This window comes from Streptomyces sp. NPDC059534, assembly GCF_042743475.1.
In the GTDB taxonomy this organism is placed as follows: Bacteria; Actinomycetota; Actinomycetes; order Streptomycetales; family Streptomycetaceae; genus Streptomyces.
Genome location: NZ_JBHWAQ010000003.1, coordinates 1 through 17,215 on the forward strand (window position 1 = coordinate 1; position 17,215 = coordinate 17,215).

General features: G+C 73.4%; 13 protein-coding genes, 1 tRNA gene and 1 pseudogene. 10 read left to right on the plus strand and 5 right to left on the minus strand.

Annotated features, from left to right (window positions below; genetic code table 11):
* Nucleotides 1-182: pseudogene (locus tag ACFVZH_RS04290) on the minus strand (hypothetical protein); the annotation flags it as partial.
* A gap of 414 nt (nt 183-596) precedes the next feature.
* On the opposite strand from ACFVZH_RS04290, the gene ACFVZH_RS04295 reads away from it, so the two are divergent.
* Nucleotides 597-1,430, plus strand: coding sequence for an L-threonylcarbamoyladenylate synthase (locus ACFVZH_RS04295; protein ID WP_384892944.1), 834 nt, complete (start codon nt 597-599; stop codon nt 1,428-1,430).
* A 621-nt stretch (nt 1,431-2,051) separates the two neighbouring features.
* A complete protein-coding gene (locus ACFVZH_RS04300; protein WP_384892947.1) occupies nt 2,052-2,492 on the plus strand; it encodes a pyridoxamine 5'-phosphate oxidase family protein in 441 nt (146 codons plus the stop codon).
* A 385-nt stretch (nt 2,493-2,877) separates the two neighbouring features.
* On the opposite strand, the gene ACFVZH_RS04305 is transcribed toward ACFVZH_RS04300, so the two are convergent.
* Nucleotides 2,878-2,950, minus strand: a tRNA-Arg gene (locus ACFVZH_RS04305).
* Between the two features lie 302 nt (nt 2,951-3,252).
* Here ACFVZH_RS04305 and ACFVZH_RS04310 point away from each other — a divergent pair.
* The 8 genes from ACFVZH_RS04310 (at nt 3,253) to ACFVZH_RS04345 (ending at nt 12,510) form a co-directional block, all read left to right on the plus strand.
* Nucleotides 3,253-4,872: a dynamin family protein gene (locus ACFVZH_RS04310; protein WP_384892950.1), complete on the plus strand. Its 1,620-nt coding sequence runs from the start codon at nt 3,253-3,255 to the stop codon at nt 4,870-4,872.
* 1 nt (nt 4,873) lies between these two features.
* Nucleotides 4,874-6,712 carry a GTPase gene (locus tag ACFVZH_RS04315; protein WP_384892953.1) on the plus strand — a complete coding sequence of 613 codons (1,839 nt, stop codon included), beginning with the start codon at nt 4,874-4,876 and terminating at the stop codon, nt 6,710-6,712.
* A 186-nt stretch (nt 6,713-6,898) separates the two neighbouring features.
* On the plus strand, nt 6,899-7,405 hold the full coding sequence (locus ACFVZH_RS04320; protein ID WP_384892956.1) for a single-stranded DNA-binding protein: 507 nt from the start codon (nt 6,899-6,901) through the stop codon (nt 7,403-7,405).
* Nucleotides 7,406-7,630: 225 nt separating this feature from the next.
* Nucleotides 7,631-9,073 carry a Cys-Gln thioester bond-forming surface protein gene (locus ACFVZH_RS04325; protein ID WP_384892959.1) on the plus strand — a complete coding sequence of 481 codons (1,443 nt, stop codon included), beginning with the start codon at nt 7,631-7,633 and terminating at the stop codon, nt 9,071-9,073.
* Nucleotides 9,074-9,357: 284 nt separating this feature from the next.
* Entirely contained in the window at nt 9,358-11,022 is a 1,665-nt protein-coding gene (gene ettA / locus ACFVZH_RS04330) for an energy-dependent translational throttle protein EttA (RefSeq protein ID WP_384892961.1), read from the plus strand.
* Nucleotides 11,022-11,447: an acyl-CoA thioesterase gene (locus tag ACFVZH_RS04335; RefSeq protein ID WP_384893637.1), complete on the plus strand. Its 426-nt coding sequence runs from the start codon at nt 11,022-11,024 to the stop codon at nt 11,445-11,447. Before ettA ends, ACFVZH_RS04335 begins: the two co-directional genes overlap by 1 nt.
* Nucleotides 11,444-12,130, plus strand: a complete 687-nt coding sequence (locus tag ACFVZH_RS04340) for a hypothetical protein (protein WP_384892964.1) — start codon at nt 11,444-11,446, stop codon at nt 12,128-12,130. The genes ACFVZH_RS04335 and ACFVZH_RS04340 overlap by 4 nt, the downstream gene beginning before the upstream one ends.
* Entirely contained in the window at nt 12,127-12,510 is a 384-nt protein-coding gene (locus ACFVZH_RS04345) for a GNAT family N-acetyltransferase (RefSeq protein ID WP_384892967.1), read from the plus strand. Before ACFVZH_RS04340 ends, ACFVZH_RS04345 begins: the two co-directional genes overlap by 4 nt.
* A 40-nt stretch (nt 12,511-12,550) precedes the next feature.
* Here ACFVZH_RS04345 and ACFVZH_RS04350 read toward each other — a convergent pair whose 3' ends face one another.
* The 3 genes from ACFVZH_RS04350 to ACFVZH_RS04360 form a co-directional block, all read right to left on the minus strand.
* Nucleotides 12,551-13,141 (minus strand): hypothetical protein, encoded by a 591-nt coding sequence (locus ACFVZH_RS04350; RefSeq protein WP_384892970.1) that lies wholly within the window; start codon nt 13,139-13,141, stop codon nt 12,551-12,553.
* 212 nt (nt 13,142-13,353) lie between these two features.
* Nucleotides 13,354-14,325, minus strand: coding sequence for an ABC transporter ATP-binding protein (locus ACFVZH_RS04355; protein ID WP_384892973.1), 972 nt, complete (start codon nt 14,323-14,325; stop codon nt 13,354-13,356).
* The gene (locus tag ACFVZH_RS04360; protein WP_384893639.1) at nt 14,322-17,126 is read right to left on the minus strand and encodes an FtsX-like permease family protein; all 2,805 of its coding nucleotides are present in this window, start codon (nt 17,124-17,126) and stop codon (nt 14,322-14,324) included. The genes ACFVZH_RS04355 and ACFVZH_RS04360 overlap by 4 nt, the downstream gene beginning before the upstream one ends.
* Between the last annotated feature and the right edge of the window lie 89 nt (nt 17,127-17,215).

Consider the following 17,215-nt stretch of genomic DNA (forward strand, 5'->3'; position numbering starts at 1 on the left):
AGGACGCCGTCGGTGAAGTCGACCTCGACCTGTTCGGCGGCCTTGACGTCGCGGCTCTTGGAGGCGTCGGCCGGGCGGATCTCGACGGTGGTGTCGGTGCGGTCGGCGGCGATGAGGCGGATGTGGCCGGCGGCGATGTCGAGGGTGGTGACGATGGCGGCGGTGGTGGCGAACTTCTGCACGGTGTGCTCCTTCTTCTGCGGCGGGCTCTCTGTCGGCCCGCCGTTTCTGATGAAGGAAAAGCTACGTTGCGTTCGAGACTCTGGCAACGACTTCGTTGCGTAGGAATCTAATCGTTGCAGGTCAATGCAGAGATTTCATTGCAATGATTCTGAAGATAACGCAACAGCACGTAAGGAATTCATTGCAATGAACTGAGAGTGAACGCTATTCGGACCCCACCCGTTCACGAGCGGGCCCTGCGATCGTCGTCCCGCGCGGAGAGGGCACGCCACGGGAGCAGGGGCTTCCGCGACGCCCCCTCCCGGGGGCGGAGGGGCACGTCACCGCCCCGGCGGAGCGGCCCGGCCCGCCGGGTGACCGGCGGAGGCCCGGATCGTTGCCCGGTCGTCAACGAAATCAGCTGGAGGTGTGCGGTGGGCGGACAGTCGACGATCGCGACTCGGGGCCTGGTCCTGGGCGAGGCCGAGGACGTACGGAGGGCGGCCGAGGCGCTGGACGAAGGAGCCGCCGTCGCGCACGGCTTCGGCACCTCCTACGCCCTGACGGCCCGCCCCGACCGGGAGGTCGTCGAGCGCGTGAACCGGATGAAGGGCTGCCCGGCCGACCGGGTCACCGGCGTCACCACCGTCCCCGAGCGCGTCGGCTCGCTCTTCGACTGGACCCGGCTGCCGTCCGAGCTCCCGCGCCGCCAGATCGAGGACCTCGTCGACGAACTGCTCCACCTCGGCCCGTTCGGCCTCCGGGGCCCCGCCGCCGCGCACATCCCTCCCCATCTGACGGCCGTCCGGCAGGGCGTCGAGACCGTGCGCGTGATCGCCCCCGGCCACTCCTGCCCCTCCAACGCCTTCCTCGCCGAGGCGCTGGTCCGGACCGGCACCGGATTCCTCGCCGTCACCTCGGCGAACCGCTCCCGCCACCTGACCGGCACCGACGACGAGCCGGCGCACTGGCGCGCCGACGGCGTGATCGCGGACTTCGGCCACGAGCCGGACGTCCAAGTCCTCGCCCATGACGACGAGGCCGCCGCCCGCCGCCGCCACCCGCACCACACGACGACCGCGACCACCGTCCTCTCCTTCCACCACACCCCCGGCCACGGCCGCTCGGGCATGCCCGCCCTCACCCTCGAACGCCACGGCTCCCTCTCCGCCGACCACACGCGTTCCGTCGCCGCCAACCACGGCTTCACCCTCACCCTCGCCCCGCAGGCCGAACGCCGCCTCACCGCCCGCGCGTACCCGAACTGACCGCCACGCACCCGAAGCGACGGCACCGAGCCGCGCCCACCGTCATTCCGCCGGTGGACGCGGCTCGTCGTCACTCGGGCGTGGCAGCTGCTGGCGGCGGCGGGCTGATCGCGCAGGCCGCTGTACGGCGCGACGGCGTTCGCGTCCTCGGCGAGGGTGCCCGTCACCGTGCCCGAGGCGGCGCCCGCGTGGCCGGCAAGCGGAACCATAAGTAAGACCGAGAAAAATAGTCCGCAACAAAACCATCTGCTACGGTCTCTCGTGTTGCGTCAACCGACAGGAGAGACCGCATGTTTGCCGCATCCGACTCCGCGCCCCCGTCCGCTTCGCCCGTCGTCCCGCGCTCATGCCGGCCGACCCTCGGAGCTGTCGCCGCACGGATGCTGATGATCGCCTAGACGGCTCCTCCCGGCCTGCACCGTCGACTTCAGCTTCACCGGGGTGGCGGGCGCGCCCATCGGCCAGGTCCGCGACGGAGTACTCACCGACGAGCCGCGCCGCCCCGAGCGGCAGGCCGCGCGGGAGCCGCCGCCGACGCGCCGACTCCCGCCCGCGCCGCAGCCGTCCGACCCGCCCTCGACCCGCCCGCCTCACCGCACCCGACCATCGAAAGGCTGTCCCATGAGCGAGCGCACCGTCACCGAGACCACCACCGGCACCACCCGGAACGACGGACCGGCCCCCCGCGTGCTCACCGACCAGGAGCTCTCCCGGCTGTTGAGTCAGCAGCAGTTCGGCGTACTCGCGAGCGTCAGGAGTACCGGCCACCCGCACCTGTCGACCGTCCTCTACGACTGGGACGCCGAGGAGCGCGTGCTGCGGGTCTCCTCCACTGCCGACCGCCTCAAGGTCCGCCAGTTGCGCCGCGACCCGCGCGCCTCACTGCACGTCAACGGCCCGGACGTCTGGTCGTTCGCCGTGGCGGAGGGTGAGGCGGAGATCGTGGACCCGGCCGACGGGGCGGCCCCCGGCGAGCAGTCGCTGCCCGACCGGCGCGTGGTGATCCTGATCCGGGTCTCCCGCCTGTACGGGACCGCCCTGGACATCCCCGCTCAGGACTGAGGAACCAGTGCGTACGCCGGCTCGCGGAAGGACCGATGGGGCGCCGCGGGCTTCGGATCGGGGCCGGTGATCAGCTACTGGACGCGGTCGCGGCGAGGCGGTGGTTCGACGTGCAGGAACTCCGACGGTTGCGTCGCGTCCCGCGAGGAGTCGAGGACCTTACCGCCGTCGCGGAAGGTGTCGGTCGGACATGACGCCCGCCGAGATCCGGCGAGGTACCAGCTGTGCCCACGGGTGGGCTCGCGACATCGACCGTCCGCACGCCGCCGCCACCGCCCCGGGCTCTCGGCGGGCATCTCGCCGGAGGGGGTGCCTCCGCCCGTTCGCGATGAAAACCGCCCCCGACCAGCAAGAAGACCCTCCCGAAGGAGGGTCTCGCGCTGTGCGCCCCCGGCAGGACTCGAACCTGCGGCCAAGTGCTTAGAAGGCACCTGCTCTATCCACTGAGCTACGGGGGCCGGGTGGTGACTGTGTGGCCAGGAGCCCCCTGGGGGTGGGGTGTGGCCTGCCGGGACAAGGATAGGGCTCCGATCGCCTTGGCCCGGTTGCTTCACCTGCGTGGCACGATGTGGAGGTTCGGTGAAGCGGAACGATAATCGCAGGCAGGTGCGATTCGCGCAGCGCTTTTTTCGCTGCGGGGGGCGGGTGTTGTGCACTCGTTATGCCTGGGCTTCCGGTCGCCGCCTTTCTCTTCGGCGCGCAGGGCCGTAATAGGCTTCAAAAACACTCATAAATTGGGCATTCTTCGCATGTGGTGACCTTGGACGAACGGCCTCAGCTGATCGACGCACTCTCCGCCCTGCGCGACCGTGTCGCCGCCGTGCGCCTTCCTCTCCCCCTCCCGGACACACCGCGGGCCCGGCAGACGCGGGCCGAGCTGCTGGCCCAGCTCGACGACTACCTGGTGCCGCGGCTGAAGGATCCCGACGCGCCGCTGCTGGCGGTGGTCGGCGGCTCGACCGGGGCGGGCAAGTCGACCCTGGTCAACTCCCTTGTCGGGCGGCGGATCAGCGAGTCGGGGGTGCTGAGGCCCACGACGCGGACGCCCGTGCTCGTCTGCCACCCGGAGGATCACCACTGGTTCGCGGGCATGCGGGTCCTCCCGCAGCTGACGCGCGTCTGGCTGCCACAGGCCGACGAGGACCACCCGGCCGGGGAGGATCCCCCCGGGGAGAACGCCCTGCGGGTGGAGACGGCCTCCTCGCTGCCCCGGGGGCTGGCGCTGCTCGACGCGCCCGACATCGACTCCCTCGTCGTCGAGAACAGGCTCCTGGCCGCCGAGTTGATCTGCGCCGCCGACATCTGGGTGATGGTGACGACGGCGTCGCGGTACGCCGACGCCGTGCCCTGGCACCTGCTGCGTACCGCCAAGGAGTACGACGCCACCCTCGTCACCGTCCTCGACCGGGTCCCGCACCAGGTCATCGGCGAGGTCTCCCGGCAGTACGAGGCGCTGCTCGACAAGGCCGGCCTCGGGGGCGTACCGCGGTTCACCATCCCCGAGCTGCCCGAGTCGGCGGACGGGGGCAGCGGGCTGCTGCCCGACAACGCCGTCGCCGCCCTGCGCGGCTGGCTGGCCCACCGGGCCCAGGACCCGGCGGCCCGGCAGCAGGCCGCCGACCGGACCGCGTCCGGGGTCATCGACTCCCTCGACGCCCGGCTCCCCGAACTGGCCGGCGCGGTCGCCGCGCAGTACGCCGCCGCCGTCCGTCTCGGCGGCGTCGTCCAGAGCGCGTACGGGGAGGAGGCGAAGCGGGTGCGGCAGCGACTGGGGCGCGGCGCCGTCCTCGCGGGCGACGCCCGCACCCGCTGGCGGGGCTACCCCCGCGACAGCACCGCCGACGAGCTCCTCGACGCCCTGGCCGAGTCCCTCGCCGCCCTCCTGCACTGCGCGGTCTCGGCGGCCGAGGAGCGCGTACGGGACCTCTGGCGCCGCGAGCCCGCCGCGGAGGCCCTGGGGCCGCCGCGGACCGGCGGGGACCGGGAGGCGGGGGAGCGGATCGGGGTGGAGGTACGGCGCTGGCGGCGCGTACTCGAAGAGCTGGCCGAGGAGGAGGTGCGTGACGTCGAGCGCCCCTCCGGCCCCCGCGCCGCCCGCACCGCCCTGCCGGAGGCCGACACCGTCGCCGCCCTCCTCGCCGCCTCGCTCCTCGGCGGCCGGCGCACCCGGTCCGCCGGCGAACGCCTCGCCGAACTTCTCGGCGCCCAGGCGGCCCTGCGGCTGCGCGACAAGGGCGGCGAGCTGGTCCTCTCGTACGTCGACCGCGTCCTGCACGCCGAGCGCGACCGGCGCCTCGCCCCCCTCGAATCGCTCGACGTGACCCCCGAGCCGCAGGCGGAGCTGATCGCCGCGCTCTCCGTACTGCAGAAGGAGAAGTGACGTGGTGGACGTGGCGGACGACGGCCGGGAGCGCGGCCGCGAGCGGGACGGGGCGCCCGGCCGGGGCCGGGAGAGCTGGGACGACGGGCTGATCGCGCGGCGGGCGGCCGAGCGGGCCGCCGCCAAGGAGGGGGAACCCGCGGAGGAGGTACGGGAGGAGGACACGCTGCCGCCGCTCGGCGGAAGTTACGGCGGCCCGCTCCGGACCCGGCTCGACGCCCTGCACGAGCTCGTCGGGCTCTCCCGTACGCGGGTCGAGAGCGAGGCCCTCGCCGAGGCGGGGCGCGTCCTGGACGAGGCCGCCGCCCGGCAGCGGCTCTCCTCCCGGCACACCGTGATCGCGATCGCCGGCGCCACCGGCAGCGGCAAGTCGACGCTCTTCAACGCCCTCGCCGGCGTCCCCGTCTCCGAGACCGGCCTGCGGCGCCCCACCACCTCCGCGCCCATCGCGCTCAGCTGGTCCGAGGGCTCCGCCGGGCTCCTCGACCGGCTCGCCGTCCCCGGCCGGCTGCGGCGCCGCCCCCTCGCGGGCGGCGCCGCCGACACCGAACTCCAGGGGCTCGTCCTCATCGACCTGCCCGACCACGACTCGGCGGTCACCGCCCACCGCGACCAGGTCGACCGGGTCCTCGGCCTGGTCGACGCCGTCATCTGGGTGGTCGACCCGGAGAAGTACGCGGACGCCGCCCTGCACGAGCGCTACCTCAGGCCGCTCGCCGGGCACGCCGAGGTCACCTTCGTCGTCCTCAACCAGATCGACCGGCTCGGCACCGAGGCCGCCGACCTCGTCCTCGACGACCTGCGCCGCCTCCTCGACGAGGACGGCGTGGCGCTCGGCGAGCACGGCGAGCCCGGCGCCACCGTCCTGTCCGTCTCCGCGCTCACCGGCGAGGGCGTCCCCGAACTGCGCGAGCTCGTCGCCCGGTTCGTCCAGGAACGCACCGCCCCCGAGCGCCGGCTCGCCGCCGACGTCGACGCGGCCGCCGCCCGGCTGCGCCCGGCGTACGTCACCGACGGGCGGTCCGGTCTCGACGAGCGGGCACGGGACGCGTTCACGGACCGGCTCGCGATCGCCGTCGGCGCCCAGGCGGCGGGCGAGGCCGCCGAGCGGGTCTGGCGCCGGGGCGCCATCCGCGCCTGCGGCACGCCCTGGCTGCGGCTCTACCGCCGGTACGAGCGGATGCGGGCGCACGGCTTCACCGATCCGCGCCTCGTCTCCCCGGCCGAGGAGGAGCTGACGGCGCGCCAGCGCGTCGAGCAGGCCGTGCGGATCGTCGCGGACGAGGCGTCGCGGGGGCTTCCGGTGCCGTGGGCGCAGGCCGTGCGCGAGGCGGCGGCACGCGGGGCGGAGGGGTTGCCCGAGGCCCTGGACGAACTGACGGTCACCGTGGGCGACCCGGCCGCCCGCCCGCCGAGGCCCGCCTGGTGGCCCGCGGCCGTGCTCGCCCAGGTGGTGATGACGCTCCTGCAGGTCTTCGGCGCGCTCTGGCTGGTGGGGCAGATCGTCGGCGTCGTACCGCCGGGCCTGCTGCCGCCGGTCCTCGTGATGGTCGGCGGCATCGTCGGCGGTCCGCTCGTCGAATGGGCCTGCGAGGGCGCGGTGAAGGGGCCGGCCCGGCGGTACGGGCAGGAGGCCGAGCGGCGTCTGCGCGAGGCGGCGGCGGCGTGCGGCCGGGCCCGGGTGCTCGATCCGGTGGCGGCGGAGCTGGTGCGCTACCGGGAGGTGCGCGAGCAGTACGCGACCGTGGTGGGCACGCGGCCGTCGGCCCGGATGGCCGGCGGGCTCCGCTTCGGTACGACGCGGCTCGGCGCCACGCGGGCGGGGGTCCGGGGGAGGTAGCCCGACCGGTTCCGTTTCGCCCCCTTTCACCCTCCGGGGTGAGGGAGTTGTCCCCCGCCGTGCGGCCGTCCACAGGCCCCGGCGGGGTTTCGCGTGCCGCTCCAGCATGGTGTCGACGCAGCAGGAGACAGCAGCAGGACACATCGGCAGGACACGGCAGCAGGACACAGGAGAGCGGGGCGGACCATGAACGATACGACGGTGACGCTCGTCGGGAACGTGGCGACGGCGGTGGAGTACCGGGACACGGCGACCGGAGGGGTGGCCAGGTTCCGGTTCGCGGTGACCGCGCGCCGCTGGGACCGCGAGCAGGGGCTCTGGTCCGACGGGCCCACCAGCTTCTACACGGTGTCCGCCTGGCGCTCGCTCGGCGCCAACCTCGCGGCCTCCGTCTCGGTCGGTGAACCCCTGGTGGTGCACGGCCGTCTGAAGGTGCGTGAGGACGAGCGCGACGGGCAGCGCAAGACGTTCGTGGACGTCGCCGCGCTCGCCGTGGGCCACGACCTGAGCCGGGGGACGGCGGCCTTCCGCCGCGCCGCCCGGCCGGAGCCCGAACTCCGCTCCGACCGGGGGCGGGAAGCCTCGCCGGGCGGGCCTCCGGGCGCGTCTCCGGGCGGGTCTCCGGGCGCGGAGGAGGACCCGTGGGCGGTGGCGGCGGACGAGCTGACAACGCGCCTGGTAACCGCCCCTTGACCATGTGTCGTGGGGATTTGTCGACCAACTCGCCGCGTGGATAACGATTCCGAGACGGAATGGTTATCTGACCGTATGGCCGGGCACCCGGGGGTTCCGCGTCCCTAGGATTCCCGGGTACTCATGTGGCACATGAGCCCATCGAGTCTGTGAATCTGCTGGCGTGCGCTCCCCCCACGTGAATCGACCAAAGTTCGCGGAGCGGCCCGCCCGGAGGGGAATCCAATGTTTTCAGTTCGTGGGCGGGGTACTTCTCGCCGCCTTGCCGCAGCCGCCCTGGTCTCCGGCCTCGTTGCCGCAGGCGCGATAGGCATCGCGGGACCGGCTGCGGCCGAGGAGAGCCCTGGTGACAACGGCGGCGCGACCGCCACGCTCGGCCAGCTGAAGATCTCCGACAAGGTGAAGATCACCGAGAAGATCAACGACAAGGTCGAGGTCTGGGAAGAGCGCGGCGGCCTCTTCGAGATGAAGGTCGAGAACGGCGGCAGCCTTCAGACCTACTGCATCGACTTCCGCACCGGTGCCCGCGAGGGCAAGAAGTACAAGGAGGTCGGCTGGGACCAGTCGTCCCTCCACAACAACGCCGACGCGGGCAAGATCCTCTGGATCCTGGAGAACTCCTACCCGAACGTCTCGGTCGACGCGCTCGAGGCGAAGACCCACGTCGAGGGTCTGACCGAGAAGACCGCCGCCGCCGCCACGCAGGCCGCGATCTGGCGCTACTCGGACAAGGTCGACGCCACCCCGGTCGACCCGCAGGGTCAGAAGCTGACCTCCTACCTGCTCGAGAACGCCAAGACGGTCGAGGAGCCGAAGGCGTCCCTCAGCCTCTCCCCGTCCTCCGTCGCGGGCAAGTCCGGTGAGCGTCTCGGCCCGATCAAGGTCGGCACCAACGCCGCCGAGGCCACCCTCTCGATCGTCCCGGGCGCCCCGGCCGGCGTCGGCGTCGTCGACAAGGACGGCAAGGCCGTCACCAAGGCCAAGGACGGCGACGAGGTCTTCGTCGACGTGCCGAAGGGCACCGCCGACGGCACCGCCGAGGTCAAGGCCGAGGCCGCCACGAAGGTCCCGCTCGGCCGCGCCTTCGTCAGCGTCCAGGGCAAGAGCCAGACCATGATCCTGGCCGGCTCCAGCGACTCCACCGTCACCGCCAAGGCCACCGCCGCCTGGGCCAAGAAGGGTGCCGTCCCGGCCGTCACGGTCGCCAAGGACTGCGCCAAGGGCGGCCTGGAGATCGTCGCCTCCAACGCGGGCGACGAGGACTGGACCTTCGACCTGAAGGGCACCTCGTACACCATCGCCGGCGGTGAGACGAAGACCATCACGGTCCCGCTCGCCGAGGACGAGGCGTACAAGTTCACCATCACCGGCCCGAACGGCTTCGAGGAGACCTTCGAGGGCGTCCTGGACTGCAAGACGGCCCCTCCCGGCCCGAAGCCCTCCGAGACCCCCTCCACCTCCCCCTCGGTCGAGCCCTCGCCGACCACCCCCGGCACCACCGGTGACACCACGGCCGGCACCACCGGCTCCACCACCGGCGGCGGCGACCTCGCCGAGACCGGCAGCTCCAACGCCACCCCGATGATCGCCGGCATCGCCGCCGCGCTCGTCGTGGTCGGCGGCGGCGCGGTGTTCTTCCTCCGCAAGAAGAAGGCCGCCGGCCAGTAACCCCGGGCCCCCGGTGCCGGGCCCCGCGCCCGGCACCGCGGCCCACCCCACGGAGTGATCCGCGTCACACGCCCTTCACCCCGTGACCCCGCCCGACCCCGGACCGCACTCGCGGCCCGGGGTCGTCGCACGTCCACGCCCCGATTCCACCCGTACCACCCGGTACGCCGCCCCCGCGCCCTCCCTCCGCGCCCCCGCTCCCACCTCACCGGTTTCCGCCCGGGGGTGGCGGTCAGGCAAGATGGGGTGTATCTGCCCACTCACTCCTAGCCGGACGGTTTCTCTTGGCTGAGTACATCTACACGATGCGCAAGACGCGCAAGGCGCACGGCGACAAGGTCATCCTCGATGACGTGACGCTGAGCTTCCTGCCGGGTGCGAAGATCGGTGTGGTCGGCCCGAACGGTGCCGGTAAGTCCACCGTTCTGAAGATCATGGCGGGCCTGGAGCAGCCGTCGAACGGTGACGCGTTCCTGTCGCCCGGCTTCACGGTCGGCATGCTCCTGCAGGAGCCGCCGCTGGACGAGTCGAAGACGGTCCTGGAGAACGTGCAGGACGGCGCCGCCGAGGTCATGGGGAAGCTGAAGCGCTTCAACGAGGTCGCGGAGCTCATGGCGACCGACTACTCGGACGCGCTCATGGACGAGATGGGCAAGCTCCAGGAGGACCTGGACCACGCCAACGCCTGGGACCTCGACACGCAGCTGGAGCAGGCCATGGACGCCCTGGGCTGCCCGCCCGGCGACTGGCCCGTCACCAACCTCTCCGGTGGCGAGAAGCGCCGCGTCGCGCTCTGCAAGCTGCTCCTGGAGGCGCCCGACCTGCTCCTCCTCGACGAGCCCACCAACCACCTGGACGCCGAGTCCGTGCAGTGGCTGGAGCAGCACCTCGCCAAGTACCCCGGCACCGTCGTCGCCGTCACCCACGACCGGTACTTCCTCGACAACGTGGCCGAGTGGATCCTCGAGCTCGACCGCGGTCGCGCCCACCCGTACGAGGGCAACTACTCCACCTACCTCGACACCAAGGCCACCCGCCTCAAGGTCGAGGGCCAGAAGGACGCCAAGCGTGCGAAGCGTCTGAAGGAGGAGCTGGAGTGGGTCCGCTCCAACGCCAAGGGCCGCCAGGCCAAGTCCAAGGCCCGTCTCGCGCGCTACGAGGAGATGGCGGCCGAGGCCGACAAGATGCGGAAGCTGGACTTCGAGGAGATCCAGATCCCGCCGGGCCCGCGCCTGGGCTCCATCGTCGTCGAGGTCGAGAACCTCTCCAAGGCGTTCGGCGACAAGGTCCTCATCGACGACCTGTCCTTCACGCTGCCCCGTAACGGCATCGTCGGCGTCATCGGCCCGAACGGCGCCGGCAAGACCACGCTCTTCAAGATGCTCCAGGGTCTGGAGACCCCGGACTCCGGCACCGTCAAGGTCGGCGAGACCGTCAAGATCTCGTACGTCGACCAGAGCCGCGCCAACATCGACCCGAAGAAGACGCTGTGGGCGGTCGTCTCCGACGAGCTCGACTACATCAACGTCGGCCACGTCGAGATGCCCTCGCGGGCGTACGTCTCCGCGTTCGGCTTCAAGGGTCCGGACCAGCAGAAGCCGGCCGGTGTGCTCTCCGGTGGTGAGCGCAACCGTCTGAACCTGGCGCTCACCCTCAAGCAGGGTGGCAACCTGCTGCTCCTCGACGAGCCGACCAACGACCTCGACGTCGAGACGCTCTCCTCGCTGGAGAACGCCCTGCTCGAGTTCCCGGGTGCGGCCGTGGTCATCTCCCACGACCGCTGGTTCCTGGACCGGGTGGCGACGCACATCCTCGCGTACGAGGGTGAGTCGAAGTGGTTCTGGTTCGAGGGCAACTTCGAGTCGTACGAGAAGAACAAGATCGAGCGCCTCGGTGCGGACGCGGCCCGCCCGCACCGCGCCACGTACAAGAAGCTGACCCGAGGCTGATCGTGCGCCACATCTACAGCTGTCCCCTGCGCTGGTCGGACATGGACGCCTTCGGGCACGTCAACAACGTCGTCTTCCTGCGGTACCTGGAAGAGGCGCGGATCGACTTCATGTTCCGGCTGGCGCCGGGGGACGGTTCCCCCTCGTTCTCCGGCGGGTCCGTCGTGGCCCGGCACGAGATCGACTACGTGCGGCCGCTGGTCCACCGGCACGAGCCGGTGACCGTCGAGTCGTGGGTCACGAAGATAGGCGCGGCGTCGCTGACGATCGCGTACGAGATCAAGGACCCGGACGTCACGTACGTCCGGGCGGCCACGGTCGTCGTGCCCTTCGACCTGGAGGCCCAGCGTCCTCGGCGGATCACCGCCGAGGAGCGGAGCTTCCTGCAGGAGTACGTGGACGACGGGATGACTGCCGCAGCATGACCGTCCTCGCGCCGCTCCACTTCGCCGACGCCAGGGAGGCGGCGGCCCTCGCCGCCTTCCTGACCCGGCTGGTCCGTTACGACCGGGCCGCCGCCGTCCGCCTCCAGGCGGGCGGCGGGGCGCTGGCCGTCTTCGGGCGGCCGCCGTCCTTCGAGGTCCTCGCGATCCGCACGGCGCTCCTCGTCGACGCAGTGGACCTCGATGTCACCGTCTCGGCCGGCGAGTTCCTCGAGGGCATCGAGGAGTCGGCCGGCAAGGCGGTCGTCCCGGACACGGTGACCGGACCGCCCTGGGCGGGCGTACTGCCGCCGCGCAGCGGCTGGCGGCCCGTCGAGGGACTGCCGGGCGACGCCGAGATGCGGGGCGCGGTCGCCGCCGCGGTCGCCGAGTTCCGGGCCCGGGACGCGGAGTTGCCCGAGGAGCGGCGGACCACGGCCGAACGGGACCGGATCGGCCGGGACATCTGGTCCCGGACCCTCGGCACCACCGGGCTGCCGCTGCGGGCCGTGCACGCCGCCCAGTCGCTGGGCTTCCTGCCGCCTGCGTCCGAGAGGACGCCGGTCGCCCTGTTCGCCTCGGGGCCGTGGCTGCGGCTCCGTACCCCGTACGGCTCGATCGCCCTGCGCACCGTCCCGATGTCGCTGACCTCGCTGAGCGTCACGCCGGGGACGTCCGCCGGATGATCGAGGTCGACGGGCCCCTCACCGGGGACGAGCTCAACACGCTCTTCCACGCCGCCTGGCCCGGGCACCGGGACGCCGACTTCGGCCCCGTGCTGGCCCGCAGCCTGCTCCGGGTGACCGCCCGCCGCGACGGGCGGCTCGTCGGGTACGTGAACGTCGTCGGCGACGGAGGCGTGCACGCCTTCCTCCTCGACACCACCGTCCACCCGGACGAGCGCCGGCGTGGGCTCGGCGTCGACCTCGTCCGTACCGCCGCCGCGGCCGCCCGCGAGCGCGGCGCGCACTGGCTGCACGTGGACTACGAGCCCCATCTCGCCGGGTTCCACGAGCGATGCGGGTTCCGGCCCACCGCCGCCGGGCTCATCGACCTGACGGCCTGAGGCCGCCCGGCCGCCCGGCCGAGAGCCGGTGCCTCGCCCCTCACTCCTCCCCGCGCCCCTCCCGGGCGATCGCGGCCGCCGAAAGCGCCGCCGAGAGCGCGAGCAGGGAGGTGGGGACGACGGGGGAGCCGTGGGCCTTGTTCCGACCTTCGAGGACGGGGTCCATGCGGTGGGCGGGGTCGTAGGCGATCCGGACCGCGCCGCCCGGTTCGGCGATCCGTTCTTCGGCGGAGAACTCGGTGGGATAGCCGCCGACGCAGTCCAGCGTGTGGTGGTACAGGGTCTTGGCGGCCGGCGCGCCCTCGCCGAAGGTGGGGTGGTGGGTCACCCGGGCCTTGCCGACCACGACGCAGTCGGCGACCGCGCCGCGGACCGCGGAGTCCCGGGCCTCGACCCAGACCGCCGTGAGGCCCGCGACGATCAGGACGGCCGCGGCGATGCTCCCGCCCTCGCGGAAGAGCGCGTTGTGCGCCAGGAGCGCGACGGCGGTCAGCGCGAGGCCGCCGGCCACCGCGAGCGCGGTCGGGAGGCCGTGCGGGCTCCGGAGGCTCCAGTCGGCCCACCGCCACAGGAGTGCTCCGGCGACGGCGGGCACGAGCAGCGCCCCGGCGTACGGCACGGTCTTTCCCATGAGTACCCCCGTGAACGACGTCGGCAGCCGCTTCCGTGGGCGGGGACGCCTTTCGCGCCGCACGCGGTTGCGCCGAGCCGCGCCGCCCCGTAAGCCGATCCGAGTCAAGCCAAGTCGAGCCGCCCCGCGAGTCGTTGAGCCCAGCCGTGCCCAGCCGTGCCCAGCCGTGCCCAGCCGTGCCCAGCCGTGCCCAGCCGTGCCCAGCCGTCGGCTCAGTGCTCTGTGTCGTCGGGCCACACCCCGATGTGGTCCTGCTCCAGTTCCAGGGCCACCCGGTGCTCCATGCCCAGGGTCGCCGTGTACTCCGCGGGGAGCTGGAGCCGGCCCGCCCGGTCGAGCATCGCGTACTCGCGGGCGACCAGGGACTCCTGGCCGAGCTCGTCGACCTCGGTGCGGCGCAGGACCTCCGAGGAGGTGCGGCCGTCGCGGATGGCGACCGTACGGCGGACCTCGGAGGCGACGGCCTGGTCGTGGGTGACGATGACGATGGTGGTGCCGAGCTCCTCGTTGGCGCGGCGGAAGGCCGCGAAGACCTGCTCGCCGGTGGCCGAGTCGAGCTCGCCGGTCGGCTCGTCGGCGAGGAGCACGGCCGGGTTGTTGGCCAGGGCGACGGCGATCGCCACCCGCTGCTGCTGGCCGCCGGAGAGCTGGTGCGGCCGCCGGTCCCTGGCCTCCGCGATGCCCAGCATCGAGAGGAGCTCCTCCGCCCGCTCGGCCTTCTTCTTCGAGCGGCCGCGCAACTGCATGGGCAGTGCGACGTTCTGGGCGGCCGTCAGATAGGGCAGGAGGTTGCGGGCGGTCTGCTGCCAGACGAAGCCGACGACCTCGCGCCGGTAGCGCAGCCGCGCCTTGCCGTCCATCCCGAGCAGGTCGCAGCCCGCGACCCGGGCCGCGCCCGCGGTCGGCACGTCCAGGCCCGCGAGGATGTTCATCAGGGTCGACTTGCCGGATCCGGAGGCGCCGACCAGGGCCATCAGCTCGCCCTCCTTCACGAGGAGGTCGAGTCCCTGGAGCGCCTGCACCTCCACCCCGTCGGTGGTGAAGATCCGGACCAGCCGGTCGCAGGCGATGAGCGCGTCGTGCCCGTACGAGGGCCGGTCGCGCCGCGCCGTGGCCCGCCGCTCCAGCTCCTCGAGGGTGGTGTCCGAAGGGGCGGTCGAGAGGGTCGTCCCGGTCTGCGTCATCGTGCGTCTCCTGCCCTGAGTTCCTTGATCGAGCCCCTGCGTCCCGCCCACCATGCCTGTCCCGCCGCCGCCAGCCCCGTCAGGAGGACGACGCCGACCGCGGGCAGCACCAGCGACCACGGGTCGGCCCGCAGCGGGGCGCTGTCCAGCGGGGCGAAGCCCGGTGCCGCCGCGAGCGCCAGCCGGAACAGGTCGACGCCCGGGGCGAGCAGCGGTACCGTCGCCCAGCCCACCAGGGTCCCGCCGAGCGCGGCGAGGACCGCCTGCGGCAGGGCTTCGAGGCCGAGCAGCCGTCGGCCCTGCTTGCGGGTGAGGCCCATGGTCCGGAGCCGGGCGAGGAGTTTGGTCCGTTCCGGTGCGCTCTGCATGAGGGAGAGCAGCACCGCCACCATGGCGTAGCCGGCGCCGGCGCCGATCGCGCCGAGGTAGATGCCCTCGGCGCCCGACTGGAGCGGCGAGTCCACGTAGGTGGACCGCTGCTCGCTGCGCATCGTCACGGCGAGGGCCCCGTCGCCGCCCTTGACGGCGGCCCGCAGCGCGGCGCCGTCGGGCGAGCCGGTGACGAGGAGCCCGGTGGGCGCCGGGTGGGTGAGGTCGGCGGCGTTGACGACGAGGAAGTCGGCGTCGGAGAGGGCCGGGGTCGTCGAGCGGACCGCGACCACCTTGACCCGGAACACGCCGGCCGCCGACACGATCTCCAGCGGCGCCTTGCCGAGCCGTTCGGCGACCGCGGGCGAGGCGATGGCGGGCAGTACCCGTTCGGTGTCCGCGACGGCGTCCGGGCCGCCCCGCCCGGTCGACGCGAGCAGTCCGGCCGGGAACGGTCCGAAGCCGGTCCGGTCCGCGAGCCGCGTGTACGAGCCGGGCTCGACGCCCACGAGGGGCGCGCTCATCGGCAGGTCGGAGGTGCCCTGGGAGGACGGCAGCGAGACCCCGTACTCGATCTGCACCGGGGCCAGGTCCCGTACGCCCGCCGTGCCGCGCACCGTCTCGACGAGCCCCGCGGGCAGCGGTGTCCACTCGACGGAGCCGCCGATCCGGGCGTCCGCGCCGGTGGTCAGGAGGGCGGCCCGGTCGCGGGCGTCGGCGACGCCCGCGAGGACGGAGCCGCCGAAGGCCGCCGTGGTGAGCGCGAGGACCAGTGCGAGCAGCGGGAGGGTGCCCGCCGATGAGGAGCGTCCGGCGCGGGCCAGGGCCAGCGGTCCGACCGCCCCGCGGAGCCGGCGGGCCGGGCGGGCCGCCCAGCGCAGCGGCAGCGGGTAGATCCGTACGAGCAGCATGGCCGCGATCAGGCCGACGAGCACCGGGGCGGCGCTCACCAGGTGGTCTCCGGCGTCGGCGGTGCCGCGCAGCCGCAGCGAGGCGACCGCGCCCACCGCGAGGACGAGGGCGGTGAGTTCGAGGACGGTGCGGCGCCGGGAGGGGCGGGCGTCGAGCAGGTCGTCGCGGCCGCCGTGCAGCCGCGGGTTCCGGTGCACGACGACCGCCCGCAGGGGCAGGACCAGCATCGCGATGAGGGCGACGGCCGTGGCGGCGAGGACGGAGGGGGCGAGCGGGATGCCGCCCGTCACGCCGTCGCCCGCGCCTCGCACGGTCGCGACGGCGAGGACGAGGGCGAGGGCCGCGGCCGGTACGGCGACCGCCGAGGTCTCGCCGAGCAGCCGCAGGCCGATGCCGGTGAGGGAGGCGCCGCGGGAGCGGATGAGCGCCAGTTCGCTGTCCCGGCGGGCGACGAAGAGGCCGCCGGTCATGGCGAGGACCACGGCCGCGACGGCGCCGATGCCGAACACGGCGACGGCCACGACCGGGTTGATCGCCTCGCGCATCGAGCGGTACGAGTCGACGAGGGAGTCGAGTTCGGTGGTGAGGGCGCCGGTGGGTCCGACGACCCTGCGCATCTTCACCAGGTCCGGCCCGCCGGCGGCCGAGTCGAGGGCGGCCGCGAGCCGGTCGACGTCCCGCCCGAAGAGGTGGTCGGAGGTGGGCACGAACCGGAAGAAGACCTCCGGTTCGCCGGTGGTGGAGAGGATGGCGGGCGCCGACTCGGGGGAGAGGAGCAGGGCCCCCTGCCAGTAGTACTTCACCTCGTTGCCGACGAGCGCGGCGTACGCGGGGGTGCGCAGCAGCGGTTCCACGGCCCAGTACGCGGTCTCGGGGCCGCGCGGCTCCACGATCCCGGTGACGGTCACGGCGATCGGTTCGGCGCTGATCCGGCCCGGCACGTGGACGACGGAGCCGGCCTTCAGGTGCAGGGACGCGGCGGTCTTGGCGGTCACGACCGCCTCGGGGCGGCGGGCCGTGCCCGCGGGGAGCCGGCCCTGCCGGAGCGTCGTGTGGCCGGCCAGCTCGGACGGGGAGGAGAGGACGAACTCGGGGGAGATCCCGTCGGGCCGGGGCAGCCACGGGTCCAGGCCCTCGACCCGCTTGACCGTGCGGACGCCGTGGACGGTCTGCCGCGGGTCGGTGCGCAGCGGCTCGGGCAGCAGGACGGCGACGTCGTCGCGCTGCCGCTGGAGGATCGAGGGGGCCAGGCGCGCCTCGCGCCGGGACAGGCTGGGTTCCAGGCCGGGCGCCTCGGCGGTCAGTTCGAGGACGCTGCTGCGGGGCGCTGCGGCCCGGATGTCGTGGCGCAGGCCCTCCGTCTCGTACGCGTCGACGGCCCGCGGCAGCGCGGCCGCGAGGTACGCGGTGACGAGCACGAGCAGGGCGAGCGAGGCGGCGGCCCAGGGCGCGGTCCGCAGCCGGGTCCGCACCCAGGGCGCCACGGCGCGGGCGGGCTTGTCGGACCGGGGCGGGGCCATGTCGGGTGCCTTCCTGCGTACGGCGGTGGTGTCGGTGCGGGCCGTGTCCGTGCCGGCGGCGGACTCGGGGTGCTCGCTGTCCGCGGCGG